The 26230-nt window shown below is 69.1% G+C and carries 24 protein-coding genes and 1 tRNA gene; 19 read left to right on the top strand and 6 right to left on the bottom strand.

Going from position 1 to position 26230, the window contains the following annotated elements:
* Window positions 1-70 precede the first annotated feature (70 nt).
* The 15 genes from bshC (at window position 71) to VGJ96_05850 (ending at window position 16380) form a co-directional block, all read left to right on the top strand.
* Window positions 71-1618, top strand: a complete 1548-nt coding sequence (bshC, locus tag VGJ96_05780; protein HEY3286613.1) for a bacillithiol biosynthesis BshC — start codon at window positions 71-73, stop codon at window positions 1616-1618.
* A 40-nt stretch (window positions 1619-1658) separates the two neighbouring features.
* A complete protein-coding gene (gene murJ, locus VGJ96_05785) occupies window positions 1659-3272 on the top strand; it encodes a murein biosynthesis integral membrane protein MurJ (GenBank protein ID HEY3286614.1) in 1614 nt (537 codons plus the stop codon).
* 28 nt (window positions 3273-3300) lie between these two features.
* Complete coding sequence (gene uvrC, locus VGJ96_05790; protein ID HEY3286615.1) at window positions 3301-5214, top strand: excinuclease ABC subunit UvrC; 1914 nt, start codon at window positions 3301-3303, stop codon at window positions 5212-5214.
* A 132-nt stretch (window positions 5215-5346) separates the two neighbouring features.
* Window positions 5347-6489 (top strand): threonine synthase, encoded by a 1143-nt coding sequence (locus VGJ96_05795; GenBank protein ID HEY3286616.1) that lies wholly within the window; start codon window positions 5347-5349, stop codon window positions 6487-6489.
* Window positions 6490-6636: 147 nt separating this feature from the next.
* Window positions 6637-7812, top strand: a complete 1176-nt coding sequence (gene larC / locus VGJ96_05800; protein HEY3286617.1) for a nickel pincer cofactor biosynthesis protein LarC — start codon at window positions 6637-6639, stop codon at window positions 7810-7812.
* Between the two features lie 71 nt (window positions 7813-7883).
* Entirely contained in the window at window positions 7884-9383 is a 1500-nt protein-coding gene (locus VGJ96_05805) for a tetratricopeptide repeat protein (protein ID HEY3286618.1), read from the top strand.
* A gap of 138 nt (window positions 9384-9521) precedes the next feature.
* Entirely contained in the window at window positions 9522-10826 is a 1305-nt protein-coding gene (locus VGJ96_05810) for a DUF512 domain-containing protein (GenBank protein ID HEY3286619.1), read from the top strand.
* Window positions 10823-12145, top strand: a complete 1323-nt coding sequence (gene der / locus VGJ96_05815; protein ID HEY3286620.1) for a ribosome biogenesis GTPase Der — start codon at window positions 10823-10825, stop codon at window positions 12143-12145. The genes VGJ96_05810 and der overlap by 4 nt, the downstream gene beginning before the upstream one ends.
* A complete protein-coding gene (plsY, locus tag VGJ96_05820) occupies window positions 12142-12777 on the top strand; it encodes a glycerol-3-phosphate 1-O-acyltransferase PlsY (GenBank protein ID HEY3286621.1) in 636 nt (211 codons plus the stop codon). Before der ends, plsY begins: the two co-directional genes overlap by 4 nt.
* Window positions 12774-13766: an NAD(P)H-dependent glycerol-3-phosphate dehydrogenase gene (locus tag VGJ96_05825; protein ID HEY3286622.1), complete on the top strand. Its 993-nt coding sequence runs from the start codon at window positions 12774-12776 to the stop codon at window positions 13764-13766. Before plsY ends, VGJ96_05825 begins: the two co-directional genes overlap by 4 nt.
* Window positions 13766-14134 carry a MerR family transcriptional regulator gene (locus VGJ96_05830; protein ID HEY3286623.1) on the top strand — a complete coding sequence of 123 codons (369 nt, stop codon included), beginning with the start codon at window positions 13766-13768 and terminating at the stop codon, window positions 14132-14134. The genes VGJ96_05825 and VGJ96_05830 overlap by 1 nt, the downstream gene beginning before the upstream one ends.
* Complete coding sequence (gene surE, locus VGJ96_05835) at window positions 14134-14895, top strand: 5'/3'-nucleotidase SurE (GenBank protein ID HEY3286624.1); 762 nt, start codon at window positions 14134-14136, stop codon at window positions 14893-14895. The genes VGJ96_05830 and surE overlap by 1 nt, the downstream gene beginning before the upstream one ends.
* Complete coding sequence (locus VGJ96_05840; GenBank protein ID HEY3286625.1) at window positions 14880-15539, top strand: protein-L-isoaspartate(D-aspartate) O-methyltransferase; 660 nt, start codon at window positions 14880-14882, stop codon at window positions 15537-15539. The genes surE and VGJ96_05840 overlap by 16 nt, the downstream gene beginning before the upstream one ends.
* Window positions 15536-15829: an acylphosphatase gene (locus VGJ96_05845; protein ID HEY3286626.1), complete on the top strand. Its 294-nt coding sequence runs from the start codon at window positions 15536-15538 to the stop codon at window positions 15827-15829. Before VGJ96_05840 ends, VGJ96_05845 begins: the two co-directional genes overlap by 4 nt.
* Window positions 15826-16380: an adenine phosphoribosyltransferase gene (locus VGJ96_05850; protein HEY3286627.1), complete on the top strand. Its 555-nt coding sequence runs from the start codon at window positions 15826-15828 to the stop codon at window positions 16378-16380. The genes VGJ96_05845 and VGJ96_05850 overlap by 4 nt, the downstream gene beginning before the upstream one ends.
* 1 nt (window position 16381) lies before the next feature.
* Here VGJ96_05850 and VGJ96_05855 read toward each other — a convergent pair whose 3' ends face one another.
* Window positions 16382-17734 carry a M28 family metallopeptidase gene (locus VGJ96_05855; GenBank protein HEY3286628.1) on the bottom strand — a complete coding sequence of 451 codons (1353 nt, stop codon included), beginning with the start codon at window positions 17732-17734 and terminating at the stop codon, window positions 16382-16384.
* A gap of 101 nt (window positions 17735-17835) precedes the next feature.
* On the opposite strand from VGJ96_05855, the gene VGJ96_05860 reads away from it, so the two are divergent.
* Window positions 17836-18630: a PIG-L family deacetylase gene (locus VGJ96_05860; GenBank protein ID HEY3286629.1), complete on the top strand. Its 795-nt coding sequence runs from the start codon at window positions 17836-17838 to the stop codon at window positions 18628-18630.
* A 62-nt stretch (window positions 18631-18692) separates the two neighbouring features.
* On the opposite strand, the gene dacB is transcribed toward VGJ96_05860, so the two are convergent.
* On the bottom strand, window positions 18693-20228 hold the full coding sequence (gene dacB, locus VGJ96_05865; GenBank protein HEY3286630.1) for a D-alanyl-D-alanine carboxypeptidase/D-alanyl-D-alanine-endopeptidase: 1536 nt from the start codon (window positions 20226-20228) through the stop codon (window positions 18693-18695).
* Window positions 20229-20318: 90 nt separating this feature from the next.
* Here dacB and VGJ96_05870 point away from each other — a divergent pair.
* The 3 genes from VGJ96_05870 (at window position 20319) to VGJ96_05880 (ending at window position 21977) form a co-directional block, all read left to right on the top strand.
* Window positions 20319-20392, top strand: a tRNA-Arg gene (locus tag VGJ96_05870).
* A gap of 144 nt (window positions 20393-20536) precedes the next feature.
* Entirely contained in the window at window positions 20537-21631 is a 1095-nt protein-coding gene (locus VGJ96_05875; protein HEY3286631.1) for a hypothetical protein, read from the top strand.
* Between the two features lie 43 nt (window positions 21632-21674).
* Window positions 21675-21977: a hypothetical protein gene (locus VGJ96_05880; GenBank protein HEY3286632.1), complete on the top strand. Its 303-nt coding sequence runs from the start codon at window positions 21675-21677 to the stop codon at window positions 21975-21977.
* Window positions 21978-21993: 16 nt separating this feature from the next.
* Here the strand turns inward: VGJ96_05880 and VGJ96_05885 are convergent, their stop codons facing one another.
* The 4 genes from VGJ96_05885 to VGJ96_05900 are packed head-to-tail and all read right to left on the bottom strand — an operon-like array spanning window position 21994 to window position 26226.
* Window positions 21994-23133 (bottom strand): ABC transporter permease, encoded by a 1140-nt coding sequence (locus tag VGJ96_05885; GenBank protein ID HEY3286633.1) that lies wholly within the window; start codon window positions 23131-23133, stop codon window positions 21994-21996.
* Complete coding sequence (locus tag VGJ96_05890) at window positions 23130-24254, bottom strand: ABC transporter permease (GenBank protein HEY3286634.1); 1125 nt, start codon at window positions 24252-24254, stop codon at window positions 23130-23132. The genes VGJ96_05885 and VGJ96_05890 overlap by 4 nt, the downstream gene beginning before the upstream one ends.
* 2 nt (window positions 24255-24256) lie before the next feature.
* A complete protein-coding gene (locus VGJ96_05895; protein ID HEY3286635.1) occupies window positions 24257-25258 on the bottom strand; it encodes an ABC transporter ATP-binding protein in 1002 nt (333 codons plus the stop codon).
* Window positions 25255-26226 carry an ABC transporter ATP-binding protein gene (locus tag VGJ96_05900; protein ID HEY3286636.1) on the bottom strand — a complete coding sequence of 324 codons (972 nt, stop codon included), beginning with the start codon at window positions 26224-26226 and terminating at the stop codon, window positions 25255-25257. Before VGJ96_05900 ends, VGJ96_05895 begins: the two co-directional genes overlap by 4 nt.
* Window positions 26227-26230: the final 4 nt, after the last annotated feature.

Here is a 26230-nt window from a genome sequence, read left to right on the forward strand (position 1 = left end):
CCCCGGAGGCAGGGAGCGCAATGGACTGTAGTCGGCGTCAAAGGCAGGGGCAGGTCGGCGGAGGCGTCGCGTGACGCCGCCGCGTGTCGTTGCCGAACCCGTGGGCGGCGGCCCGTTGGCACGCGCCGCCGTCGAAGGGCGCACGCCGTCGGGCTGGTATGCGCCGCGTCCCAAGGGGGCGACTGCCTGGCGCGAGCACGCCGAGCGCGTTCGCGATGAGTTCAACACCGACTGGTTTGCCTCGCTTGCCCCGGCTTTCAACGCCAGTGGTGCGGCGGCGCGCCGCCTCGAATCCGTCGCGCAGGGTCGCGGTGTCGTGGTCACGACCGGCCAGCAGCCGGGATTGTTCGGCGGCCCCGGATACACGTGGCTGAAGGCGCTCAGCGCACGCGCGCTGGCCGACAAGATCGAGCAGGAGACGGGCATCCCGGCCGCCCCCGTCTTCTGGGCCGCCACCGATGACGCTGATTTCGTCGAAGCGAGCTGGACGGCGGTCGCGTTTGACGACGAAGTCCGCCGCCTACGCATCGAACGGTTGGGCTTCGATGGGCAGGTCATGGCGGCGCAGCCGCTGGGTGACGTGAGCCGGCAGTTCGACGACCTCGCGGCGTCGGCGGGCTCGGCGCCGCACCTCGACCTGCTCGAGCATGCCCGGCGCGCCTACCATCCGGAGGCGACGGTCGGCGGCGCGTACGTGGCGCTGCTGCGCGCGCTCTTCGAGCCAATGGGGATTGCCGTGCTCGACGCCTGGCACCCGGCCGTGCGCGACGCGGCCCGCCCGACGCTGGTGGAAGCGCTGCGGCGGGCGGCCGTGGTGGACGAGTCGGTCTCGCTGCGCAGCGTGGCCATTGAACGCGCCGGTTTCCGTGCGCAGGTGGCGCGCGTGCCCAAGCTGTCGCTCGTCTTCCGCGTCTCTTCGAATGGCGTCAAGGAACGCATCCCGATGGCGCAGGCGGGCGACGTAGCGCTGCAGCCGCAGCTGGTGCTCTCGGCCAACGTGCTGCTGCGCCCAGTGGTCGAGCGCGCCATCCTGCCGACCATCGGCTACTTCGGCGGTCCGGGGGAGGTGGCCTACTTCGCGCAGGTTGGCGCCGTGGCCGAGGCGCTGGGTACGTCGGTGCCGCTCGTGCTGCCGCGGTGGTCCGCCACGATCGTCGAACCGGTGATCGATCGCATGCTGGGCCGGCTCGGCATGACCTTCGACGACATCAAGCCGCCGCATCAGGCGGAACGGCGCCTGGGCGACCGTGCCATGCCCGCCTTCCTGCGCGATACACTCGAGGCGCTGCGCCACGACGTCGACGCGCGACTGAATGCCCTGCGCGATAACGCCGAAGGCGCGGCGATGGTGCATGCGCAAGCCATCGAAGGGGCGCGGCATCAGCTGAAGTTCCGCGTGGACCGGCTGGAGCGGCGGTATCGCGCGGCGGTGCTCAAGGCGGAGACGGCGGCCATGCGCGACCTCGGCAGCGTGCGCGCGGCGCTCATGCCCGAAGGACTGCGGCAGGAGCGGGTGCTCAATCCACTCCCGGTGGTCGCGCGGCACGGCGACACGCTGATGGAGCAGCTGCGCGCGGGCGCGGCCCTGCACGCCACGCAGCTGCTCGGCGGCGCGTGACCGCCCGCGCCGCGGCGCATCAGCTGGACGGGACTGGCGCGTGACCGAGGCGCCCGTCCGGAACGCGGAATCGCGCACTGCGAGGGGCGCCGCCTTCGTCGCGGCGGGCATCCTGCTGAGCCGCCTCTTCGGCCTCGTTCGCAACCGGCTGCTCGGCCACTTCCTCGGCACGAGCGACGCCGGCGACGCGTTCAACGCCGCCATTCGCATCCCGAACATCCTGCAGAATCTCTTTGGCGAAGGCGTGCTCTCGGCGTCCTTCGTGCCGACGTATAGTCGACTGCTCGCGGAGGGCAACGAAGAGGAGGCCGGGCGCGTCGCGGGGGCGGTGGGCACGCTGCTGGCGCTTACGAGCACGGTGCTCGTGCTCCTCGGCATCGTGCTGACTCCGTTCGCCGTGGCGCTGATTGCGCCGGGGTTCGAGGGCGAGAAGCGCGAGCTGACCATCCGGCTGGTGCAGGTGATCTTCCCCGGGGTCGGCATCCTCGTGCTCTCGGCCTGGTCGCTCGGCGTGCTCAACTCGCACCGGCGATTTTTCCTGCCGTATGCGTCGCCGGTCGCGATGAACGTGGTGATGATCGGCGCGCTGCTGGGATACGGGCCGTCGCTGGCCGGTGACGCGGCGGGACAGGCGCGACTGGCCGGCGTGCTCGCGTGGGCGTCGGTCGTCGGCAGTCTGGCGCAGCTGATGGTGCAGGTGCCGACGGTGCTGCGGGTCGACCGGCGCCTGCGCGCGCGCGTTGACACATCGAACGGCAACGTGCGGACCGTGCTCGCGCAGTTCGCGCCGGTCTTCGTCGGGCGCGGCGTGGTGCAGCTCAGCGCCTACGTGGACAACGTGCTGGCCTCGCTCGTGGGCGCGGGAGCGGTCGCCGTGCTCTCGTACGCGCAGGTGATCACGATGCTTCCCGTCTCGCTCTTCGGCATGGCGGTGTCCGCCGCGGAGCTCCCGGCGATGTCGGGAACGGTGGGGACGGACGACGAGATTGCGCGCATCCTGCGTCGCCGGCTGTCGGACGGCCTGCATCGCATCGCGTTCTACGTGATTCCGTCGTCGATGGCGTTTCTCGCGGTGGGCGACATCGTCGGCGCGACGCTGTACCAGTCGGGACGGTTCGGGCGCGCCGACGTCGTCTGGATGTGGGGGGTGCTGGCCGGTTCCGCCGTGGGACTGCTGGCGGGGACGCTCGGGCGGCTCTACGCGTCCACGTGGTATGCGCTGCGCAACGCCCGCACGCCGCTGCGATTCGCCCTGTTGCGGGTGGTGCTCACGCTCGCCCTCGGGTGGGGCGCGGCCCTGTGGTTGCCGGGCGCGATTGGCATCGACGCCCGGTGGGGCGTGGCGGGGCTGACCGTGTCGGCCGGTGTTGCCGCGTGGGTGGAATGCCTGCTCCTGCGCCGCTCGCTCGTGCCGCGCCTTGGCGACGTCGGCGTGGACCGCCCGTACCAGGTGAAGCTCTGGGGGGCCGCGCTGGCGGCGGCCGTGGTGGCCTGGGGTGTGAAGCTCGTGCTTGGCGTCGAGCACCCGCTCGTGCTCGGCTTCGTGGCGCTCCCGCTGTACGGGCTGACGTACCTGGCGGCGACGGCGTCGCTGGCTATTCCCGAGGCATCGGCCATGGCCGGCCGCGTACGGCGGCTCGTGAGCGGGCGCTGACCAGCCGCTAGATTGCGGGCGAGGCCCCATGCGCATCGTCCCTGACGCCATCAGCCAGAAGCTGCCGCACCTCCCCGACACGCCCGGCGTGTACCTGTGGAAGGCGGCCGATGGCACCGTGCTGTACGTCGGCAAGGCCAACCGCCTCCGTCAGCGCGTCCGCAGCTACGTCGCCACCGACCACCCCGCGTGGTCCAAGACGCGGGTGCTGATGGAGCACGTGGCCGACCTCGAGACGATTGTCGTGCCCAGCGAGGAGCACGCGCTGATCCTCGAGCACAATCTCATCAAGGAGCATCACCCGCGGTTCAACGTGATGCTGCGCGACGACAAGACCTATCCGTACGTGAAGGTCACCGTGCAGGAGCCGTATCCGCGCGTGCTCGTGACGCGGCGGGTCCTCGACGACGGCGCCAGGTACTACGGGCCGTTCACCGACGTCGGGGCGATGCGCCACGCGCTCAACGTCGTGAAGCGCGTCTTCACCGTGCGGTCGTGCCGCTGGAACATGCCGGCCGAGATGCCGGAGCGCGCCTGTCTCGACTTCCACATCCGGCGCTGCCAGGGGCCGTGCATTGGGGCGCAGTCGCACGCCGAATATCGGGCGATGATCGACGAGGTGATCGCCTTCCTCGACGGCAAGCCCGACGAGGTGATGCGGCGCGTGCGCGCCCGCATGGAGGCGGCGTCGGCGAACCTCGACTTCGAGCGCGCCGCCGAACTGCGCGACGCCCTGCGGCACCTCGAGCACTTCGAGGAGCCGACAATCATCGTGGATGTCGAGGGCAACGACCGCGACGTCGTCGGCTTTGCGCGCGATGGCGACGATGCCTGTGTCACGCTGCTCAAGGTGCGCGGCGGCAAGCTGCTCGCGCGCGACCAGCGGTTTCTCGAACAGGCCGAGGGAGAGAGCGACGCCGCGGTGCTCGCCGCGTACCTCGCCGGATGCTACCGCGTCGCCGACCGGCCGGCCGAGGTGCTGCTGCCGTTCGCGCCGGACGATCTCGACGTGCTCGAGCCGGCGCTTCGTCCCACACGGGTGCTGATCCCGCAGCGGGGGCTCAAGCGCGAATTGCTCGACCTGGCGGAGAAGAACGCCCGCCACCTGCTGGAGGAGTTCAAGCTGGCCGAGGACGAGACCGAGGAGCGGGCGGGCGATCCCGTCTACGAACTCGGCCGGGCGCTGGGGCTGGCGAAGATCCCTCGGTCGCTGGTCTGCTTCGACAATTCCACCGCGCAGGGCAAGGACAATGTCGGGGCGATCGTCTGGTTCGAGAACGGGCGGCCGCGCCGTTCCGAGTACCGCAGCATGCGCGTGAAGTCGGTGGACGAGGCGCACGGCCCCGACGACTTTGCGTCGATGCGCGAGGTGGTGGAGCGCTACTTCCGCCGCCGCGTGGACGAAGGGAAGCCGCTCCCCGACCTGGTGGTCATCGATGGCGGCAAGGGGCAGCTGGCCGCGGCGCATGAGGCGCTCGCGTCGCTGACGCTGAGCGCGCTGCCACTCGTGTCGCTGGCCAAGCGCGAGGAGGAAGTGTTCATCTTCGGGCGGACGGAATCGCTGCACCTTTCGCGCCGGTCGCCGGCGCTGCGGCTGTTGCAGCAGGCGCGCGACGAGGCGCATCGCACGGCAGTCGGATACAACCGCAAACGCCGCACGATGCGGACGATCACGTCGGCGCTGCTCGACATCCCCGGCGTGGGGCCGACGAAGCGTCGCGAGCTGCTGCGCGCGTTCGGCAGCGTGGACGGCGTGCGCGCGGCGTCGGTGGAGCAGGTGGCCGCCCTGAAGGGATTCTCGGCCAAGTCCGCGGCCGCGCTGCTGGAGGCGCTCAAGTCATCGGCCCCAAACCGGCCGGCCGAGCGCATGCCGTCCGTGAGTGGTGCGGACGAGGCCGCGGACGGCCCCGATCTTCGAGCGAACGAGCCGCCCAATCCGTAGCTTTGATGCGTCGCGCGATGCGTCGCGCGATGCGACACACGATGCGGCGCCACGGCGACCGTTCGCGTGGCGCACGAGGTCTTGTCCTTACTGTCTTCCGTCTTCCATCTCCCGTCTCCCGTCTGCCCTCATATGTCCTGGACCCTGCATTGCACCACCGGCTGCGGCTATACAGCCCCCGGAAACAAGTTGGCTTCGCTCTGTCCGCAGTGTGCGCAACCCTTGTCCGTCCGCTACGACGTCGCGCCGAAGCGCGCGGACATCGGCGCGGAATGGTCGCTCTGGCGCTATGCCGCCGCGCTGCCGATCGCGGCCGGCGAGGCGCGCGTGGATCGCGGCGAGGGGATGACGCCGCTGGTCGAGCTCCCGGCACTGGCGCGCGAAATCGGGGTGCGACGGTTGTGGGTGAAGGACGAGGGGCAGAACCCCACGGCCAGTTTCAAGGCGCGCGGGCTCATGATGGCCGTGACGCGCGCCAAGGCGCTGGGGCTGCCCGGCGTGTGCGTCCCGACGGCGGGCAATGCGGGGATTGCGCTCGCCGGGTATGCGGCGGCCGCCGGACTCCCGGCGCGCATCTACGCCCCGCGCACCACGCCGCCGCCCATTCTCGGGAGCATTCGCGCCTTCGGCGTGGAACTCGAGCTCGTGGACGGACACATCGGCGACGCGGGGAAGGCCACGACGCAGTTTGCGAAGGAGAGCGGTTTCTTCAACGTCGCCACGGTGCGCGAACCGTATCGCGTGGAAGGCATGAAGACCATGGGGTACGAGGTCGCCGAGCAACTCGGCTGGGAGCTTCCCGACGTCATCATCTACCCGACGGGCGGCGGCGAGGGGACCATCGGCATCTGGAAGGCGATCGGCGAGATGGTCGAGTGGGGTTGGTTGCCCACGGAGATCGTGAAGTCGCGAATGATCATCGCACAGGCGTCGGGGTGCGCGCCGCTCGTGCGCGCGTTCCACGCCGGCGAGGACAGGGCCGTTCCGTGGGAGAATCCGGAGACGCACGCGAGCGGTCTGCGCGTTCCCGGCCCGTTCGGTGACCGCTGGACCCTGCGCACGCTGCGCGAGAGCCACGGCGACGCCGAAGCGGTGGACGAAGATGCGATTCGAGCGGGCACGTTCACGCTCGCGTCGCGCGGCGGCATCGATGCCGCGCCCGAGGGCGGCTGCGCGCTGGCGGCCGCGGCCCAGTTGGTGAAGACCGGCCGGCTCTCGCCCGACGCGAGCGTGGTCGTGTTCAACACGGGGTCGGGGGCGAGTTACCGCTGGTGAACTGCGATTGAGGATCAGGAATCCGGATTTCGATAGAGGATTGCGAATCCGGAATACGATGCACGATTGTTCCAATCGCCAGTCGCAGTCCGCTTTCGTATTCCTCAGTCGCGATCCGAATTCCAAATCCTCGGTCCGTCGTCGATCATGCGCATCGCCATCCTTGACCCCGCCCACGGCATCGCCGGCGACATGACGCTGGGCGCGCTCGTCGCGCTCGGCGTCGACCGGGAGTGGCTGCGCGCCCTGCCGACGGCGCTGGGGCTCGATGGGGTGACGGTGCGCGTCACCGACGTGACGCGCGGCGAGATCGCCTGCACGAAGGTCGACTTCGACATTCCGCCGCAGCCGCACGGCCGGCACCTCGCGCACATCGCCGCGATCGTGAACGGCTCGAGCGCGCCCGACGCCGTGAAGAAGGTGGCGATGGACGCGTTCACCCAGCTGACCGACGTCGAGGCGTCGATTCACGGGACGACGCGCGAGAAGGTGCACCTGCACGAGGTGGGTGCGGTGGACGCCATCCTCGACGTCCTCGGTTCGATCTGGGGCCTGCAGCAACTGGGCGTCGAGGCGGTGTACAACACGCCGGTCACGCTGGGGGACGGGTTTGTGGACGCCGCCCACGGGCGTATGGCGGTCCCGGCGCCGGCGACCATTCGCCTGCTGGAAGGGATCTCGGTGCGGCCGGGGCCCGAAGGGAGCGGGGAACTGGCTACGCCAACGGGGGCGGTGCTCGTGCGCGTCCTGTCGAAGGGTGCGCCTCCGCCGGCGTACACCCCGGTGAAGGTCGGGTACGGCGCGGGCACCAAGGATCCGCCGGGGCGCGCGAACGCGCTGCGCATTGTGCTGGCTGACGTCGACGACGGCAGGGCGGGCGCCGAAACGCTGGCGATGTTGGCCTGCGATATCGACGACCTGGGCGGCGAGTTTGTCGCCGGGGCCGCCGACGCGATGCGGGCAGCCGGCGCGCTCGACGTGACGCTCGTGCAGACGCTGATGAAGAAAGGACGGCCGGGGGTGCGCGTCGAGGTGCTGTGCGCGCTGGCCGATGCCGATCGCCTGGAAGGACTGCTGCTGACGGAGAGCTCCTCCATCGGCGTCCGGCGCCTGCTGGTGAGCCGACTTGCCCTGCCGCGGCGCGAGCTCCGCGTGTCGGTGGACGGGCAGGTGATCCGGCTCAAGGCGGTCACGCTTCCGGACGGGTCCACGCGCGTGAAGCCCGAGTGGGACGATGTGCAGTCGGCGGCGCGCGCCCTCGGGCGTTCGGCGCAAGAGGTGGCCGACCGCGCCCGTCGCGAGGCCGAAACGGCCCGGCTGTAGGCGGTGTAGAAAGGCCTTAGATTCCCCGCGTCGGCTGCCGACGCGACAGCCCCGTACCGAGGATTCCCCTGATGACCCGACGTCGCATTGCGCTCGCCGCCGTGGCCGCGGCTCTCACCGCCGCGCCGCTCCTGGCGCAGGGCACCTGCGAGATCGAGACGCGCAAGCCGTTCCAGCTCACCAGCGCCGTGCTGTACATCCAGAAGCACGACCAGCAGGTGAACGACGAGGACCGGGCGAAGCTGCTGAAGCAGGCGATCAAGGTGTTGACCGACAACCCCGAGCGCATCAAGAACGAGGTCGGGCGCAACTACCTGCTCGGCGGCGCCTACGTGCGCTGGTTCCAGGACCAGGGGGCGCGGCCGGTCGTGCGCGCCAAGCGCGGCGACGTCGGTTTCGCCGACAACGCCGAGGGTGAGTTCTTCCTCCCCACCGCGATGGATGAGGCAATGAGCGCGGTGGAACGCGAGATGCCCGCCTGCGCCGACAGCACGCTGCGGTATCGCAACGCCATCTTCGCCAAGGTGCTCAATACCGCCATCGCGTACTACAACGCCAAGCAGTACGACCCGGCCATCGAGTACGCCAACTACGCCCTGCAGCTGAGCCCACGCTCACCGCAGGTTGGCGCGGCGTATCAGGTGCTCGCCAACTCCTCGCAGGCCAAGGGAGACCTGCCCGGCGCGATCGCGAGCTGGGAGCGGGCCATCGCCAAGATGGGGACCGACGCGGCCGCCACGCCGGCCCGCGCCCAGGCGAACTTCAACCTGGCGGTGCTCACCCACCAGCAGGCCAGCCTCCTGCAGGGCGCCGCCCGCTCCGCGGGACTGCGGCGCGCCGCCGAGTTGTTCAAGACGGCGGCCGAGCTAGCTCCGGACGGCCCGAACGCTGCAACGGCGCGCGCCGCCTACGCGCGCGCCCTGCAGGAATCGGGCGACAGCGTGACCGTGGCGGGGATCTACGCCGATATGGTCGCCAATCCGGCCAAGTACACCGCCCTCCAGCTCTTCGAGGCCGGCGTCGTGATGGCCACCGCCAGGAAGTTCGACGACGCGGCGGCGCTGTACGAGGCGGGGCTCGCGATGAACCCATACTATCGCGACGCGCTGTTCAATGCGGCAAACGTCTACTTCGCCCAGCACAAGCCCGAGAAGATGGCATCGGTCGTCGAACGACTGCGCGCCATTGACCCAATGAACCCGGATGTGCTCAAGTTGGCGGGCGCGGTGTGGCAGGAGCGCGGCAAGCAGGCTTTCGACCCGAAGGCGAAGAAGCTGGCGCAGGACTCGACCATTGCGTACGTGGAGAAGGCGGGCAAGCTGCCGGTGCGCGTCGTCGTAAATCAGTTCACGGTGGGACGTGGCGGCAACGCGACGCTGAGCGGCTCCGTCGAGAACCTCGGCGCCACGACGGCCAGCTTCACGGTTATTTTCGAGTTGGTGGACAAGACAGGGAACGGCGTGGGCACGACCACGGTCGTCGCTGACGCCGTCGCGCCGAAATCGTCCAAGGACTTCTCGGTGCCCGTTGTCGGCGCGTCGCCGGTGGCGTGGCGTTATACGATGCGATGATCAACGCGTGGAAGTCCTTAGCTAATATTGACTTCGGACCTCTCGCCTGCTAACTTGGTTTAGGCGTTCTGAAGGACGCTGTTTCGACGGGGAAAGGGGGATCACGACCCTCTTTCCCCGTCCGCTTCCGAGGATCGCATGGTTCGAGTCGCGCGCGTTAAACCCGACAGCATCGCACAGGAACTCGGCATCGTGCCCGGGACGGAGTTGCTCACCGTCAACGGGCGCGAGCTGGGCGATTTCCTCGACTGGGAATTCCTGACCGCCGAGGACCTGCTCGAGGTCGAGGCGCGGCTCCCGAACGGTGATGAAGTCGTCTACGACATCGAGCGGCTCGAAGGCATCCCGCTGGGCGTGGAGCTCGAGCCGCCCACGGTGCGACGGTGCGCCAACCGCTGCGAGTTCTGCTTCATCGAGGGACTTCCCAAGGGGCTGCGGAAGAACCTCTACATCCGCGACGACGACTACCGCCTCTCGTTCGCGTACGGCAACTTCGCGACGCTCTCGAACCTGAAGGAAAAGGACGAGCAGCGGATCATCGAGTACCGCCTGTCGCCGCTCTACGTGTCGGTGCATGCCACCCCATGGGAGGCGCGGCGGGTGCTGTTGAACAACCCGCGTGTTCCCGACATCAAGGAGCAGCTCTGGCGCCTGGTCGAGGGGGGCATCCAGTTCCACGGCCAGATGGTCGTGGTGCCGGGGCTGAACGATGGCGAAGTGCTGGAGCAGTCGCTGAGCGACCTATGGGACTTCGGCGACGCCTGCCTCTCCGTGGCTCTCGTCCCGGTTGGGCTGACGCAGTTCTCGCACCTGTACACGGGGCGCTCCATGGATGTCGAAGCGGCGCGCTCGCTGGTGGAGGTCACCAGCCGCTGGGCGGAGCGCGCGCAGCAGGAACGCGGCTTCCCGTGGGTCCATGGCTCCGACGAGCTTTACCTGCTCGCCGAGTGTGACCTGCCGCCGTTCGAGCACTACGGCGATTTCTCCCAGATCGAGAATGGCGTGGGAGCGCTGCCAATGCTGCGCCACCGTCTGGAATCTGGGCTCGAGCGCCTGCCGCGGCTCGACGGCAAGCGCATTGCCGTCGTCACCGGCGTCTCGATGGCACCGCACATGCCGGCGCTTCTTGAGCAGCTGACGAACGCGACGGGCGCCACCTTCGACCTGCGGCCGACCACCAACTCCCTCTTCGGCCCGACCGTCACGACCGCCGGGCTGCTTGTGGGAACCGACATTGAGCGCGCGCTCGCCGACGTCAACGGCGCGGATTTCGCGCTCATTCCCGCCGAGAGCATCAACGAGGATGGCATCTTCCTCGACGACGTGGTGTTCGAGGAACTCCGGGCGCGCCTCCCGATGCCTGCCTTTCCTTCGTACGACTTCATCGACGTGCTAACGCTTCAGGGTGAGCCGGCGCCGTCCCTTGCCGGAGATCTCCCGTGAACATTCCCGTCATCGCATTTGTCGGCCGCCCCAACGTGGGCAAGTCGAAGCTCTTCAACCGCATCATCGGGCACGATCAGGCGATCGTGAGCGAGGAGGCGGGGACCACGCGCGACCGCCATTTCGCGCTGGCCGAATGGGCGGGGCGGAAGTTCTGGTTGGTGGACACCGGCGGCCTGCGCGAGGATTCGAAGCTGCCGATGGACCTCGAGATCCGCCGGCAGGTGGAGCAGGCCATCGAGGAAGCCGACTTGCTGCTCATGGTCGCCGACGCGCAGGTGGGGGTTCATCCGAGCGACGCGCGCATCGTGGAACTGCTGCGCAAGTCCGGCAAGCCGTTCATGGTCGTCGCCAACAAGGTGGACGATCCGCGCGAGACCGACTGGTTCGAGTTCTATCGGCTGGCCGCGGGGGAACCGTTCCCGGTATCCGCGGCCAACGGCAAGAACTCGGGCGACCTGCTCGACGCGATCGTGGCGCGCATTCCGGACTCCACGGGCGACGAGAGCGCGGACGCGCTGCGCGTGGCCGTGGTGGGCCGCCCGAACACCGGCAAGTCGTCGTTCATCAACCGCCTGCTGGGCGAGGACCGGCTGGTGGTGTCGGACATTGCGGGGACGACCCGCGACTCCATCGACACGCCGTTCACGTACCACGGCACCGACATCATCTTCGTCGACACGGCGGGGTTGCGCCGGCAGTCGAAGATGGACGACGGCATCGAGTTCTACTCGGCGCTGCGCACGCGCCGCGCCATCGACCGATCGGATATCTGCCTGCTCGTCATCGACGCGATGGAGGGACTGCACAACCAGGACCTCAAGATCGCCAACATGGCCTGGGAGCAGGGGCGCGCGCTCATCGTCATCGTGAACAAGTGGGACCTGAAGGAAAAGGACGACAAGACGTCGGCGAAGTTCGAGAAGGAAGCGGGGGAGAAGGCGCCCTTCCTCAAGTACGTGCCGTTCATCTTCACCTCGGCGCTCACCGGCCAGCGCGTGACCAAGGTGCTCGACCTCATCCTCGAGGTGAATGCCGAGCGCCACAAGCGCATCAGCACGTCGCAGGTGAACGAGGCGCTGCAGGCCATCGTCGGACGCCGCCAGCCGCCGCAGGCGGCCGGCTTCGAGATCAAGCTCAATTACGGCACGCAGGTGGAGACCGCCCCGCCGACCATCCTGATCTTCGGCAACAACCCGGATCTCCTGCAGGAGCATTACGTGCGCTACCTGCACAACTGCTTCCGCGAAGTCTGGGGATTCACCGGGAACCCGTTGCGCCTGACGTTCAAGCGCAAGAGCGGAGTCCGCAAGGAATGATCGCCGCCGCGGCGCTCGCGCTCGCGTACGCCTCGGGCTCCATCCCGTCGGCGTACCTCGCCGGCAAGGCGAAGGGGATCGATCTGCGCACGGTGGGCTCGGGCAACCTCGGCGCGACGAACGTGTACCGCACGCTGGGGGCGAAGATGGCGGCGGTCGTCTTCCTTGTCGACGTGCTCAAGGGGGCGTTGCCGGTCATTATCCTGCCGGGACTGGTTTTTCCGGGCGACGCGGCGGCTTCGACGACCCCGCAGTGGTTTGCCATTGCCTGCGGCGTGGCCGCGATCGTCGGCCACGCCAGGCCGGTCTTTCTGCTGTGGAAGGGCGGCGGCAAGGGAGTGGCGACCGCGGCCGGCATCTTCGCCGCCATCGCGCCTGTTCCTTTGGTCCTTGCGCTGATCGCGTTTGCGCTCGTGCTCTGGCGCACCGGGTATGTGTCCGCCGGATCGCTGACGGCGGCCGTCGTGCTGGTCGCTGGCGTGATCGTGTTCGACCGCGGACAGTCCCCGGCGACGATCGCCGCGGTGGCCGTCTGTCTCTTCGTCTTCTGGTCGCATCGGGCCAACATCGAGCGCTTGCGCGCGGGCACCGAACATCGATTCAGCCGGGCGAAGTCTGGGGAGGGCGAATGAGGTGCGCAGTCTTGGGCGCCGGCGCCTGGGGGACGGCGCTTGCGAGCCTGCTGGCCGACAACGGCCACGAAACCACGGTGTGGTGCCTCGAGCCCGACGTCGCCGAAGCAATCACGCACTCCGCCGCGAATCCGCGGTTCCTGCCCGGCATCCAGCTGAGCGCCAGGCTGCGCGGCACGACGGACAAGGCGGCCGCGCTCGACGGCGCGGAGCTGGTGCTGCTGGCCTCACCGTCGCACGTGCTCCGCGAGGTTGTCTCGCATGCGCGCGCCTGGGTGGCCCCCGGCGCGACGGCCGTGGTGGCCACGAAGGGCATCGAGCGCCATTCGTTCGCCCTCATGACGGACGTCGTCGAGCAGGAGCTGCACGGCCATGCGGTGGTCGCCCTCTCCGGCCCGAGTTTTGCCGCCGAAGTCGCGACCAGGCATCCGACGGCCGTCGTCGCCGCCTCGGCCGATGCCGCCGCCGCGATGCGGGTGCAGCAGTCGTTCAGTGCGCCGTTCTTCCGCGTGTATTCCAGCGACGACGTCAAGGGCGTGGAGCTTGGCGGGGCACTCAAGAATGTCATGGCGGTGGCCGCGGGAATGAGCGACGGCCTCGGCCTCGGGTTCAACACGCGGGCGGCGCTGATCACGCGCGGCCTCGCCGAGATGATGCGCCTGGGCGTCGCGATGGGCGCGCATCCGCAGACCTTCGCCGGACTCGCCGGCATGGGCGATCTCGTGCTGACGTGCACGGGTTCGCTGAGCCGCAATCGGCAGGTCGGGCTCGAGATCGGGAAGGGCGCGACGCTCCCCGAGGTGCTCGCGGGACGTGAGACCGTGGCCGAGGGCGTGGTGACCACCGAGAGCGCGCGCGAACTGGCGATTGCGCGCGGGGTGGAGATGCCGATCGTGAACGCCGTGCATCGCGTGCTCTTCGAGCACCAGCCGGCGCGGCAGGCGATGGTGGAGCTGATGTCGCGTGAACTGCGCGGGGAGCGTGACTGATGGCAGCCAGTCCAGCGGAACCGGTGAAGGAGTTCTTCAGCATTGGCGATGTGTGCGAGCTGACGGAGCTGAAGCCGCACGTGCTGCGCTACTGGGAGAGCCAGTTCAAGGGCCTGAGCCCGGTGAAGAACCGCTCGGGCAACCGCGTCTACTCGCGGCGCGAGGTCGAACTGGTGATGCTCGTGAAACACCTGCTGTACACCGAGAAATACACGATCGACGGCGCCCGGCAGAAGCTCGATGAATACCGCAAGACCGGGGCGCTGCGTCCGACGGCCCGCACCGGGCTCGATCTCCAGACCATTCTCGCGCTCGAGGCGGAGCTGCAGGCGCTGCTCGTCTCGCTGCGCGACCCATCCAACCGCTGATGCGACTGCTGCTGAGCAACGACGACGGTATCCTGGCGCGCGGTCTCGCGGCGCTTGAACGCGCGGCCTCGCCGCTGGGCCACGTCTATGTGGTGGCCCCGGATCGCGAGCAGAGCGCGACCAGCCATTCGCTGACGATGCACCATCCGCTGCGCCCGGTGCAGATCGCGGAGAACCGCTGGCAGGTGGACGGCACGCCGACCGACTGCGTGATGCTGGCGCTCGAGGCGCTGCTCCCCGAGCGCCCGGACTACGTGCTCAGCGGCGTCAACCACGGCCCCAACATGGGCGAGGACGTGCTCTACTCGGGCACGGTGGCCGCGGCCATGGAGGGACTCGCCCTGGGCGTGCCGGCCATCGCCTTCTCGTTTGCCGGGAGCGTCCTGCGCGCCGACGCGCTGCTCGACGACCACATCGGGACGATGGAGCGCATCCTGCGGCACCTCACCTCACTGCCGGTCTTCCCCGAGAACACGCTCTTCAACGTGAACATCCCGCCCATCGCGGCGGACCAGGTGAAGGGGTTCCGGTTGACGCGCCTGGGGCGGCGCGCCTACTCCGATTCGCTGATGCCGATGAAGGATCCATGGGGGCGGCCCATCTACTGGATTGGCGGCGGGTCGGTGGACTGGAAGGACTCCGCTTCCGACTCCGACTTCCAGGCGATCAGCGAGGGGTTCGTGTCCATCACGCCGCTGCACCTCGACCTCACGCATCGCGACATTCTCGACCGCCGGGAGCAGTGGTGGCGTCCCCTGTAACGCCGCAGTTCACCGGGGCGCGCCGGCGGCTGCTCGACGAGCTGCGCGCCAAGGGCATCAACGACCTCGCCGTGCTGCGCGCCCTCGACCTGACACCGCGGCACCAGTTTGTCCCGTCGGGCGTGCGGCATCGGGCGTACGAGGACTCGCCGCTCCCCATCGGCAGCGGCCAGACCATCAGCCAGCCGTTCGTGCACGCGATGTACCTGCAGACGCTGAAGCTGCAGGGACACGAGAAGGTGCTCGAGATCGGCACGGGCTCGGGCTACCAGACCGTGCTGCTCGCCTACTTGTGCCAGCACGTCTACTCCGTGGAACGCGTGCGGCCGCTGCTCGAGACGGCGCGCGACGCGATCACCGCGTGCGGCGTGACGAACGTGGCGCTGCTATGCGGCGATGGCACATACGGCTGGCCGGAGTTTGCGCCGTATGACGCGATCCTGGTGGGAGCCGGCGCGCCGACCATTCCGCAGCCCCTTGTGGACCAGCTCGCCATCGGCGGACGCCTGATTGTTCCCGTTGGCGGACGTGAGGACCAGCGCCTGGTGGAGATCACGCGCACGAGTGCCGGATTCGAACGGCGCGACCTCTCCGACGTGCGCTTCGTGCCGCTGGTGGGCAAGCACGGGTGGGAGTCGGCGTGAGCGGCGAGACCCGGGGCGTGTTCGTGCGCATCAGCGGACGCGTGCAGCACGTCGGGTTCCGCTGGTTCGTCGAGCGCCGGGCGAGCGAGCTCGGGCTCGGCGGCTGGGTGCGCAACGCCGCCGATGGTTCGGTGGAGGTGGCCGCGTTCGGGGCGAGCGCGCAGGTGGAACGGCTGCTGGAGGCGCTGCGGCGGGGGCCGCCGCAGGCCAGGGTGCAGTCCGTGGAGATTGAGGAACGGCCCGCGCCGCCGATCGGCGCACCGAACGGCAATTTCGAGATCGAGCCATGATTACCAGGCCACGGCCCGAAGGGCGTGACGAACTGTCGCGTGCGGCGCGCGCGACGATACGCGACGTGCCGGACTTTCCCAAGCCGGGCATCGTGTTCAAGGACATTACCCCCGTGCTCGCCGACGCGTCGCTCTTCGCGCGCGTGACGGAGAGCATGGCGGCGGGGGCGGCCGCGCTGAACATCACGCACGTGGTCGCCATCGAGAGCCGCGGCTTCCTCTTCGCCGCGCCCGTCGCGCAGCAGCTGGGCGTGTCGCTCATCCCCGTGCGCAAGCCGGGCAAGCTGCCCTTCCGCCGCGTGCGCGAGGAGTATGCCCTGGAGTACGGCACCGACGCGCTGGAAATGCATGAGGACGCGCTCGGCGCCGGCGCCCGCGTGCTCGTCGTGGACGACGTGCTCGCCACCGGCGGCACGGCCGCGGCCACGCGGCGCCTGGTGGAGCGCGCTGGTGGCACGGTCGTGGCGTTCTCGTTCGTGATCGACCTGACGTTCCTCAACGGGCGTCAGCAGCTCGTCGGGTCGTCGGTGGACGCGATCGTGGAGTACTGAGCTACTTCCGCGGCAGCATGTCCGGCAGATCTGCCACGATGTAGGCCATCACGGCGAAGGCGGCCACGCACTTCTGCATGTCGGCGGGGCTGAGCTTGTCCGGCGTGTCGGCCGGCGTGTGGTGGTATACGAAGTACTTGCTCCCCTCCACATCGAGCCCCATCCCCGGCACGCCGGTGCTCATCAGCGGGCCGATGTCGGCGCCGCCGCCGCTTGCGCCGATCCTGCCGGCGCCGATGCGGTCGAGCAGCGAGCCGATCTGTTTCACGATCACGCGCGCGGAGTCGCTGCCGGTGAAGCCGAATCCGAGCGGGGCAAAGACGCCCGCGTCCGATTCGATCAACAGGGAATGCGCCTCGGTGGCGTGCGCGTCGCGATACGCGGAGCCGCCGCGCCCGCCGTTCTCCTCGTTCACCCAGCCCACCACGCGGATGCTGCGGCGTGGCGTGAGGCCCAGCTTCTTGAGCAGCCGCACGGCTTCCCATGCCACGACGATGCCGCCCGCGTCGTCCATCGCGCCCACGCCGACGTCCCACGAATCGATGTGGCCCCCGATGGCGACGATCTCATTCGGCTTCTCGCGGCCCGTCAGTTCACCCATCGGGTTGCGCGAGGGCGAGTCCGGCAGCGTCTGCGCCTCCATTTGGATGGTGAGCACGACCTTGGTGCCCCGGTTCTGCATCCGGTGCAGCATCGTGGCGTCTTCCAGCGGAATGGCCGCGGCCGGAATGCGCGTCACCGTGGAGTCGTACCGCATCGCGCCGGTGTGCGGCGTACGCAGTCCCCACGGGCCCACCGCGCGAATGAGCGACGCCACCGCGCCCAGCCTTGCCGCGGCAATCGCGCCGTTGCTGCGGTACTGCACCGTCTCCCCGTAGTTGGTGAACGGCACGTCGAAGAGCACGATCTTCCCGTTGGCCTCGCCGGCCCGCTTCGACAGTTCGTCGAAGCTCGACACCACGAGCACTTCGGCGGTGATGCCGCCGGCGGGTGTGCCGATCGAGCCGCCGAGCCCCAGCATCGGCACGTCCGCCACGCGCGGGGCCTGCATGGTGATCGACTCGCGGCCTCGCACCCAGCGCGGCACCATCGCCGGCTCGCCGCGCACGCTGGCGAGGCCGTCTTCCTTCATCCGCGCCAGCACCCAGTCGATGCCGCGCTCGAGGTTGGCGCTCCCGGCGAGCCGGGGACCGCTGTAGTCGGTGAACTCGGCGAGGCGGTTCCACGCGCCGGTCGAGTCGGCCAGCGCGGCGGCGATGATCCGGTTGGCGACATCACGGTACCGATCGGCCACCGGCTGCTGGGCGGCGAGCGGCACGGCAAGGAACAGGGCAGGGAGGAGACGGAGGCGCATGGGCGTGAGGGAGACGGGGAAGAACGAACGCTATGCGATGTGACGGCGTGGCGCCATTGCTGCTAACTTCCGGCCAGTCCGTTCTGTCGGAGAGACGCCGTATGCGTGCTGGACCCTTGTGCCGGACCCTCGCGGGCCTTGGCGTGATCGCGACCGCGGTGAGTGGACAAGCCACGCCCACGGCGCCCGCGGCCCCGCCGGCCCGAACCATTCTCGCCATCGGGGCGCACGCCGGCGACATGGAGCTCACCGCCGGTGCGGTGCTGCTTGGCGCGCACCAGCGCGGCGATCGGGTCGTAGTGCTGCATCTCACGCTGGGGGAAGGCGGGAACCCGAAGCTCAGCCCGGTGGAGTACGGCGCGCAGAAGAAACGGGAGGCCGAGGCGGTGGCCGCCGACCTTGGCGCCGAGGTGATCTTCGGGCCGTACAAGGACGGTGAGATCCCGAACGATGACTCCGCGCGGCGATACGTGGCCGACGTGATGCGCCAGGTGAAGCCCACCATGATCATCACGCATTGGAAGGAGAGCCTGCACAAGGATCACGCGATCACCAGCGCCATTGTGCAGGAGGCCGTGCTGCTCGCCGCGTTGCCGGGGGTGCAGTTGGCGCATCCGGCGCATCGCGGCATACGGTCGGTCTGGTATGCAGATAACTGGGAGGACGCCACCAACTTCACGCCGTACGTGTACGTGAAAGTGTCCGACCAGCTCGACGCGTGGCGCGCCGCGGTGTCGAAGTACGAGTTCGCGCGCGGGGCGATCGCCAACTTTCCGTACGTCGACTACTACACCGCGCTCGCCACGGTGCGCGGTGCCGTGGTGTACAAGGGGAAGGCCGTCGCCTTCGCCGTGGAGCCGGAGGCGCGCCGCCGCGTCCTCGACGCGCTGCCGTAGCGCGACGGCGAACGCCGGCCATGGACCGGGTCACGGGCTCGGCATCCGGCGGGACCCGTGCGCTACTTGATCACTTCCCAGGCGATGGACGCGATCTCCCCCAGCGCCTGGCCAGCGAAGGTCGCCGGATCCGGCACGTTTGCCGCGAAGTTGTTCACGTAGATCGCGAATGCGATCCGTCGCCCGCTTCTGGACGTGAAGTAGCCGGCGAGTCCCTTCGCATGCACGATGGACCGCTTGTTCAGCGGATCGTACGAGGAGAACGTCCCGGTCTTCGCATGCACGCGGCCCGCGGCCGGCGCGGTGGTCTGGATGGCGGCCAGCGTCCCGTCCGTGCCAAGCACCGGCAGCGCATCGTGGAACGACTGCGCCCACGGCTGCGTGGCGATGTACTCGAGGTAGCGTGTCATGAACGCGGGCGAGAAGAAGGCATCGCCTCCCGCGCCGTCACCCTGCACGGCGCCGTCGGTATTCAGTCCCGCGCCCTGCAGCCACTCCCTGGCCACGTCAAAGCCGTTCTTGCCCGCATCGCGCGCGGCGGGCTGAGCGCCGAGCAGCATCGGCAGGCTGCTCGCATGCAGGTTCTGGCTGGTCTTGAGAATGACGCGCGCCGCCGCCTCGAACGGGAGCGACACGTGCTCGGCCACCACCAGCGAGTCGGCGTAGCCGCGCGACAACTGCGCGGCATCCACAGTCCGCGAGCCGAGCCGCGGAATGACGTGAATGCCCGCTTCGTTGAACACCTCCGACAGGACGATCTCGCCGAAGCGACTCGGCGCCGCCACGGCCCACCGCACATTCACGGCTGGTCCAACCGGCATGCGCCCGGTGCCCACCAGGACGCGATGGTCCTTGTCGGTGCTGTCCTCCACCGTGCGAACCTGGGCCGGCGTGCCGCTGTCGGCCGTCGTGAGGTTCGCCTGCACCGTGAGGTAGGAGGTCTTGGGTGAGACGCTGACCTGCACGGCATCGCCGGCGCGAACCCCCGGTGTCACCACGATGTCGATGACATTGTCGTTGAGGATCAGCGGCGAGATGACGATGCGCGTGCCCAGTTCGCGAGTGCCTTCACGGAAGAGCGAAGCGTCAACGATCACCTGGCCGGTCGCGCCGTGGATGCCGCGTTCCACCACTTGCCGCGCCATGTCTCGGAGCGCGGCAAGCGGATCACCCGGAAGCGGCGGCCCGCCGTAGGAATGATCCTGGTCCACGAAGGCGTACTGGCCGTTCGGATGCTCCCAGTGCGTCAGGTTCGGGTCGCCGCTGGCCACGAGCACCAGGTCGCCCTGTACGATCCCGTTGCGCACGGGCCCCGTGCGAAAGATGCGGGTGCGGAACCGGTAATCGGCGCCGAGCGTGGCGAAGGCCGTGCCGGTGGTGACGAGCTTGGTGGTCGAGCCGGGGACGAAGAGGCGGTCGCGGTTCACCGCGTAGACCGTCTTCTTGGTCTGCAGGTCGTAGAACTCCATGCCCCACGTCGCATGGGCGAACTCCGGGCGCGCCATCACCTCCTGAATGCGCTTGGGCGGCGCCGGCTGGGCGGTGAGTTCGACGGCGACAGCGAGGGCAGGGAGCAGCCGAAGCAGGCGGGGCGACATGGCAGGCGGGGTCGAAGTGGGCACGCGGCGTACCGCGATAACATGGATCGCGTGGCATCCGCGGCGCCAGCCACGTAACTTTCGCTGACCGCCCCCGTAGCTCAGGTGGATAGAGCAAGCGTTTCCTAAACGCTAGGTCGCCTGTTCGAATCAGGCCGGGGGCATTGGCGGTGCTGGCGCGCGGCGTTCGTGTTGACGCTCGTTCGTCCGCGCGCTAAGGTGCGATTGGTACCGGGTCTGTGTCGGCGAGGACGCCGAACGCCTTCATGGTCACGCGAGCGTTTCGCTCCCTCGATCGGCCGGCCTCCTTGTCCATCACACTACGCGCGGCCATGGTGCTTGCGGTCTGGGCGGTTGCCGGCTGCGGCAGCCATGATCGGACGCCGACCGTCCCGGAATACCGGGTCACGTCCGACACGGCCGCGTTGAACGTTCCGGTGGGACCGATCGCGCTCCCGCTGAGCACGTACGATGGATCGGGTGAGACGGTGCATCCCGACTTCGCCGCGCCGCGGTCGCCGTGGAAGCATCGGCTCTTCTACCTCGCCCTGACGCCGTACCCCGCTGGCGCGACGTACTACGAGAATCCGTCCCTGTACGCCAGCCTTGATGGCGTGCGATGGAGCGGAGCGCCGCGGGCGCCGATGCCGCTGGTGAAGCCGAGAAACGGTCATCTCTCCGACCCGGATCTCGTGCATGCGTCCGTGCGCGGCGAGCTGTTCCTCTACTACCGGCAGGTGAGTGATTCGGACCGGGTCTTCCTGATGCGTTCCGCGGACGGCGCGCAGTGGTCCAGGTCCCGGCAACTCTTCGCCACCAAGCGGTATGCGTCGCTCTCGCCGGCGGTCGTGCGGCGGGCCAAGGACGACTGGTGGATGTGGAGCGTCGACGCGCGTTCGGGATGCAATGACCGGACGGCGCAGGTCACCCTCCGGCGGTCGACGGATGGCATTGCGTGGTCCGATCCCGCGCCCGCCGAGCTGGGAGCGCCATCGCTGCTCTATCCGTGGCATCTCGACGTCCAATGGATTCCCGAACGCGGCGAGTTCTGGGCGCTTTATCCAGTGAAGGCACCGGAGACCTGTGCCACCACGGCCCTCTTCCTGGCGACGAGCCGGAACGGCGTCACGTGGCGCACCCTCCCCACGCCGGTGCTGATCGCGGGCACCATTCGCGAACTCTCGCACATCGTGTACCGGTCGACCTTCTCCTACGACGCCCGCACCGACATGGTGGCCCTCTGGCTGTCGGGAGCGCGATTGGAGGGAGAGGGGCGTTTCCGCTGGCGGACCGTCGCGTTCCGGCGCCCGCGGCTGGCGTTGTTCGCCGATCTCGCGGCCGCGCAACACCGGCCCGTGCCCATCGCCCCACGGCGCGTCCGCACCGCGTTCACGCCGCCGTGATCAACCGGGCAACGATGCCGTCGCCTTCCCCGCGGAGGCGCTGATGGCGCTGGCCATCGGTCCGTGCATGTTCGTCGCGCCGCTCGTCTTCGTGCTGGCGCTGCTGCTCATCCCGCTGTGGCCCGTAGCCATGGTGCTGGCTGCCGCGCTGTGGCTCGTCGTGTGGCCGGTGGATCAGCTGTTCCTCCTTGTTGGCGTGCGGGGGGCGGGCGGAGCGTCGCGTCGTGTCTCACGCTGGCTGCGCGTCGTGGTCACGCCCTGGGTGCTCCTCGAGCTGCCCAAGCGTCCGCCCACCCCGCGCGCTCCGCCGGACGTGGGTCCGGCCGACTCCGAAACGGAAGACTAGCCGCGACGGCGGCGGATCATTCCGCCGTCTTGTGGAATTGCTTCGTGGCAAACCACAGCACGCTGACGCCGAGTCCGGCCAGCCACACCAGCTGCGGCCAGATCACGCTCCAGCCCGCCCCGCGCAGGAAGATGCCGCGCACCGCGATCAGGTAGTGCCGAATGGGGTCCAGGTACGACAGCCACTGCACCCACGGCGGCATGTTGTCCACGGGGAAGAGCAGGCCGCCGAGCATGATCGCCGGCAGGAAGAACATGAACATCGACATGAACGCTTCCTGCTGCGTCTTGCTGATGGTCGAGATCAGCAGGCCGATGCCCAGCCCGGTCAGCACGAAGAGCAGGCTCGCCACCCCGAGCACGACGAAGCTGCCGGCGAACGGAATGCGGAACCAGAGCAGCGAGACCGCGGTCACGAGCACGACGTCGAACATCGCCACCAGCGCCGAAGGCACGGTCTTGCCGAGCATCAGTTCGATCGGGCGGAGCGGGCTCACCATCAGCTGCTCGAGCGTGCCGAGTTCGCGCTCCCGCACCACGGCGAGGCTGGTCAGCATCAGCGCCATCAGCATCACGACGTTGCCCATCACCGCCGGCACGTTGTACGAACGGCTCTCGAGATTCGGGTTGTACCACACCCGCGCCTCGAAGCGAACCCCGCCGGTGGGGGCGGGCACGCCGGCCCGCGCGGCGATCTCCACGCCGCGCTGCAGGCCGTAGCTCCCGATGATCTGCGTCGCATAGCCGAGCGCGACATTGGCGGTGTTCGCGTTGGAGCCGTCGACGAGCAGTTGCACCGTGGTCGGGCGCCCCTGCGCGACGTCGGCGGCAAAGCCCCGCGGGATGTGCACGCCAATCAGCACATCGCCCGCGTCGAGGGCGCGCGTGAGCTCGGCCGGCCGTTCGCCGCGGTGTGTGATGTCGAAGTACCCGCCCGCCGTCAGCGCCGTCGCCAGGGCGCGCGACTCCGACGTGGCGTCGGCGTCCACCAGGTAGGTCTGCGCGTGACGCACGTCCGTGGTGACCGCGTACCCGAAGACCAGCAGTTGCAGAATGGGCGCGATGATCAGCATGCGCCGCGAACGCGGGTCGCGGAGCAGCTGCACCAGCTCCTTGCGCAGGAGCTGCTGGACGCGAACGCGCGACGGCAGCGTCATTCGATCTCCTTGCGGAACACGCGCACCGCCAGCCCCAGGCCAACGATGGAGTACGCCACCATCGCCAGGCCCTGGCTCCAGAGCACCGAAACGCCGACGTCCTTCAGGAAGATGCCGCGCATCACCGTCACGAAATAGCGGGCCGGGATCAGCGCCGAAATCGCGTGCAGCACCGGGGGCATCATGTTGAGGTCGAACAGCAGCCCCGACAGCAGCAGCGCCGGCAGGAACGTGGCGACCATCGCCACCTGCGTCGCCAGCAGCTGCGACCGCAGCACGGCGCTGATGAAGAGGCCCAGTCCCAGCGAACCGATGAGGAACATCGTCGCCATGATCGCCAGCAGCGCCGGGTTGCCGCGGAACGGCACGTCAAACACGAGCATGCCGATGAGGATCGCGGCGAGCACGTCCACCAACCCGATGACGAGGTACGGCAGCAGCTTGCCGACGATGACCTCGACGCGGTGCACGGGCGTCGCGGCGAGCTGCTCCATGGTGCCGCGCTCCCACTCGCGCGCCACGGTCAGCGCCGTCAGCATTGCGGCGATCATCATCATGATCACGGCAATCAGTCCCGGGACGATCATCGGCGGGCTTTCCAGCGTCTCGTTGTACCAGACGCGCGCCTCGGCGGTGATGGGGGTCGGCAGGCGGGTGGCCTTGAGCACGACCGCCGCCGAGTACGCCGAGACGATCGCCGTCGCGTAATTGAGCGCGATGCCGGCCGTGTTGGCGTCGGCGCCGTCCATGATCGCCTGCACGGGCGCCACCTGCCCGGTGGACAGGCGGCGCGCGAACCCCGGCGGGATCACCAGCGCCAGGCGAACGGCGCCGCGATCCAGCATCGGCGCCACCTCCGCCGCCGCGCCAAGGTTCGCCGTCACGCGGAAACGCCCCGCGGCGACGAAGCTGGCCACCAGTTCCCGGCTCTGCCGGGAGTGATCCTGGTCGAGCACCGCCATCTTGATGTCGCGAATGTCGAAGCTGATGATGTATCCGAAGAAGACGATCAGCGCCGCCGGCATCAGGAAGGCCATGATCAGGCTGCGCACGTCGCGGCGCAGCTGCAGCACTTCCTTGCGCGCGACCGCGAGAAGACGTCCGAGGCGGATGGAGGTCATGCTCACCCCAGCACCGCGCCGCCCTCGCGGCGCACCAGCGAGACGAACACGTCCTCGAGCGACGGGCGCACCGGCCGCATGGCACCGGTGGTGACGCCGCGCGCGGCGAGGAATGCCGGCACGAAGGCGCGCGCCGCCGCCACGTCCTGTACCACGAGGTGCAGGGCGCGACCGAACATCGCCGCCTCGATGATCCCGGGCTGGTGCTGCAGGGCCTGCGCCGCGGCGGAGGCGTCGCTCGTCTCGACCTCGAGGATCGGGTCGGCCATCTGGCCGCGCAGGTCGGCCGGCTTGTCCAGCGCAATGATGCGACCGCGGTTCATCAGCGCCAGCCGGTCGCAGTACTCGGCCTCTTCCATATAGTGCGTGCTGACGAAGACCGTCGTCCCCTTCGCCGTCAGCTGGTAGATCAACTCCCAGAAGGCGCGCCGCGACACCGGGTCCACCCCCGAGGTGGGCTCGTCGAGGAAAAGGATCGGCGGCTCGTGCAGCACGGCGCACCCGAGGGCGAGCCGCTGCTTCCACCCCAGCGGCAGGCTCGATGTGAGCTGGTCGCGGTGCTCGGTGAGCCCCGCCATCTCCAGCACCCAGTCGCGTCGCTGGGCGTAGCGCGCGCCGGTGACCTCATACAGGCCCGCGAAGAAGGCGATGTTCTCCTCCGCCGTCAGGTCGCCGTAGAGCGAAAAGAGCTGCGACATGTAGCCGATGTTGCGCTTGATATCCTCGGAGGCCGTGCGCACGTCGAAGCCGGCAACCAGGCCATCGCCCGACGTCGGCGCGAGCAGGCCGGTGAGCATCTTGATGGTCGTGGTCTTGCCGGCGCCGTTGGGGCCAAGAAAACCGAACACCTCGCCCTCGGCGACGTCGAAGGTCACGCGATCCACCGCCACGAAGTCGCCGAACGCGCGCGACAGCGCGCGCACCGACACCGCCAGCGGCGGAGTGCCCCCGGGCGCCCGCGTCGCGAGCGACCCGCCAGCGGTGGAACGCGGTGCGCCCGTCATGCGCCGGCTCCGGCCGGTGCGGTGTCCGTCGTCACGCGCTCGATGAAGACGTCCTCGAGCGACGCCTCGATCTCGTGCAGCTCGGCGATCTCCACGCCCGCGTCGGAGAGCAGCGCCTCGATGGTCGCGCGGGAGCGCCCGTCCTCCCCGACGATCACGTGAATCGTGTCACCGAACAGGGTGGCCCGCCGCACCACCGGGGCCGCGCGCAGCACGTCCAGCGCGCGTCGCGCCTGGCTGGTTCGCATCGCGATCACCTGGCCCGCCATTGACGCCTGAAGCGCGGACGGGGTGTCGAGCGCGACGATCCGGCCATGGTCGAGCAGCGCCACATGGTCGCATCGCTCGGCCTCGTCCATGTACGCGGTTGACACCAGCACGGTCACGCCCTGCGACACCATCTCCTCGAGAATTAGCCACAGGTCGCGACGGGAGATCGGGTCCACGCCGAACGTCGGTTCGTCCAGCAGCAGGATGCGCGGCTGGTGAATGAGCGCGCAGCATAGCCCCAGCTTCTGCTTCATGCCGCCCGAAAGCTGGCCGGCGAGGCGATGCTCGAACGGCTCGAGGTTGGAGAATTCGTACAGTCGCGCCAGGCGCGCGGCGCGCTCGCGCGGCGGCACCTCGTACAGGTCGGCGTAGAAGTCGATGTTCTCGCGCACCGTGAGGTCCGTGTACAGGCCGAATCGCTGCGACATGTACGCGATATGGCGCTTGACGTCCTCGGGATTGCGGACCACGCTCACGCCGTCCACCAGCGCGTCGCCGCTGGTGGGGCGCAACACTCCCGCCAACATGCGCAGTGTGGTGGTCTTGCCGGCGCCGTCCGGGCCCACCAGCCCGAACAGCTCGCCGGGCGCGACTTCGAACGTCACGCCGTCGACGGCGGTCACGGCACCGAAGCGGCGCGTGAGATCGCGCGTCGCGATGGCGGCGGGCGCGTTGGCGGCGCGGGCGTGGCGGGTCATGGTC

The sequence above is a fragment of the Gemmatimonadaceae bacterium genome (assembly GCA_036504815.1).
GTDB lineage: Bacteria > Gemmatimonadota > Gemmatimonadetes > Gemmatimonadales > Gemmatimonadaceae > PNKL01.

Bases quoted from the DNA above. Each gene is read 5' to 3' on its own strand.
- VGJ96_05810 (HEY3286619.1), top strand. From the start codon at position 9,522: ATGGTTCGAGTCGCGCGCGTTAAACCCGACAGCATCGCACAGGAACTC.
- VGJ96_05855 (HEY3286628.1), bottom strand. From the start codon at position 17,734: ATGCGCCTCCGTCTCCTCCCTGCCCTGTTCCTTGCCGTGCCGCTCGCC.
- VGJ96_05830 (HEY3286623.1), top strand. From the start codon at position 13,766: ATGGCAGCCAGTCCAGCGGAACCGGTGAAGGAGTTCTTCAGCATTGGC.
- VGJ96_05900 (HEY3286636.1), bottom strand. From the start codon at position 26,226: ATGACCCGCCACGCCCGCGCCGCCAACGCGCCCGCCGCCATCGCGACG.
- uvrC (HEY3286615.1), top strand. From the start codon at position 3,301: ATGCGCATCGTCCCTGACGCCATCAGCCAGAAGCTGCCGCACCTCCCC.
- VGJ96_05895 (HEY3286635.1), bottom strand. From the start codon at position 25,258: ATGACGGGCGCACCGCGTTCCACCGCTGGCGGGTCGCTCGCGACGCGG.
- VGJ96_05880 (HEY3286632.1), top strand. From the start codon at position 21,675: ATGGCGCTGGCCATCGGTCCGTGCATGTTCGTCGCGCCGCTCGTCTTC.
- larC (HEY3286617.1), top strand. From the start codon at position 6,637: ATGCGCATCGCCATCCTTGACCCCGCCCACGGCATCGCCGGCGACATG.
- VGJ96_05850 (HEY3286627.1), top strand. From the start codon at position 15,826: ATGATTACCAGGCCACGGCCCGAAGGGCGTGACGAACTGTCGCGTGCG.
- VGJ96_05860 (HEY3286629.1), top strand. From the start codon at position 17,836: ATGCGTGCTGGACCCTTGTGCCGGACCCTCGCGGGCCTTGGCGTGATC.
- VGJ96_05885 (HEY3286633.1), bottom strand. From the start codon at position 23,133: ATGACGCTGCCGTCGCGCGTTCGCGTCCAGCAGCTCCTGCGCAAGGAG.
- VGJ96_05805 (HEY3286618.1), top strand. From the start codon at position 7,884: ATGACCCGACGTCGCATTGCGCTCGCCGCCGTGGCCGCGGCTCTCACC.
- plsY (HEY3286621.1), top strand. From the start codon at position 12,142: ATGATCGCCGCCGCGGCGCTCGCGCTCGCGTACGCCTCGGGCTCCATC.
- VGJ96_05795 (HEY3286616.1), top strand. From the start codon at position 5,347: ATGTCCTGGACCCTGCATTGCACCACCGGCTGCGGCTATACAGCCCCC.
- VGJ96_05825 (HEY3286622.1), top strand. From the start codon at position 12,774: ATGAGGTGCGCAGTCTTGGGCGCCGGCGCCTGGGGGACGGCGCTTGCG.
- surE (HEY3286624.1), top strand. From the start codon at position 14,134: ATGCGACTGCTGCTGAGCAACGACGACGGTATCCTGGCGCGCGGTCTC.
- VGJ96_05890 (HEY3286634.1), bottom strand. From the start codon at position 24,254: ATGACCTCCATCCGCCTCGGACGTCTTCTCGCGGTCGCGCGCAAGGAA.
- dacB (HEY3286630.1), bottom strand. From the start codon at position 20,228: ATGTCGCCCCGCCTGCTTCGGCTGCTCCCTGCCCTCGCTGTCGCCGTC.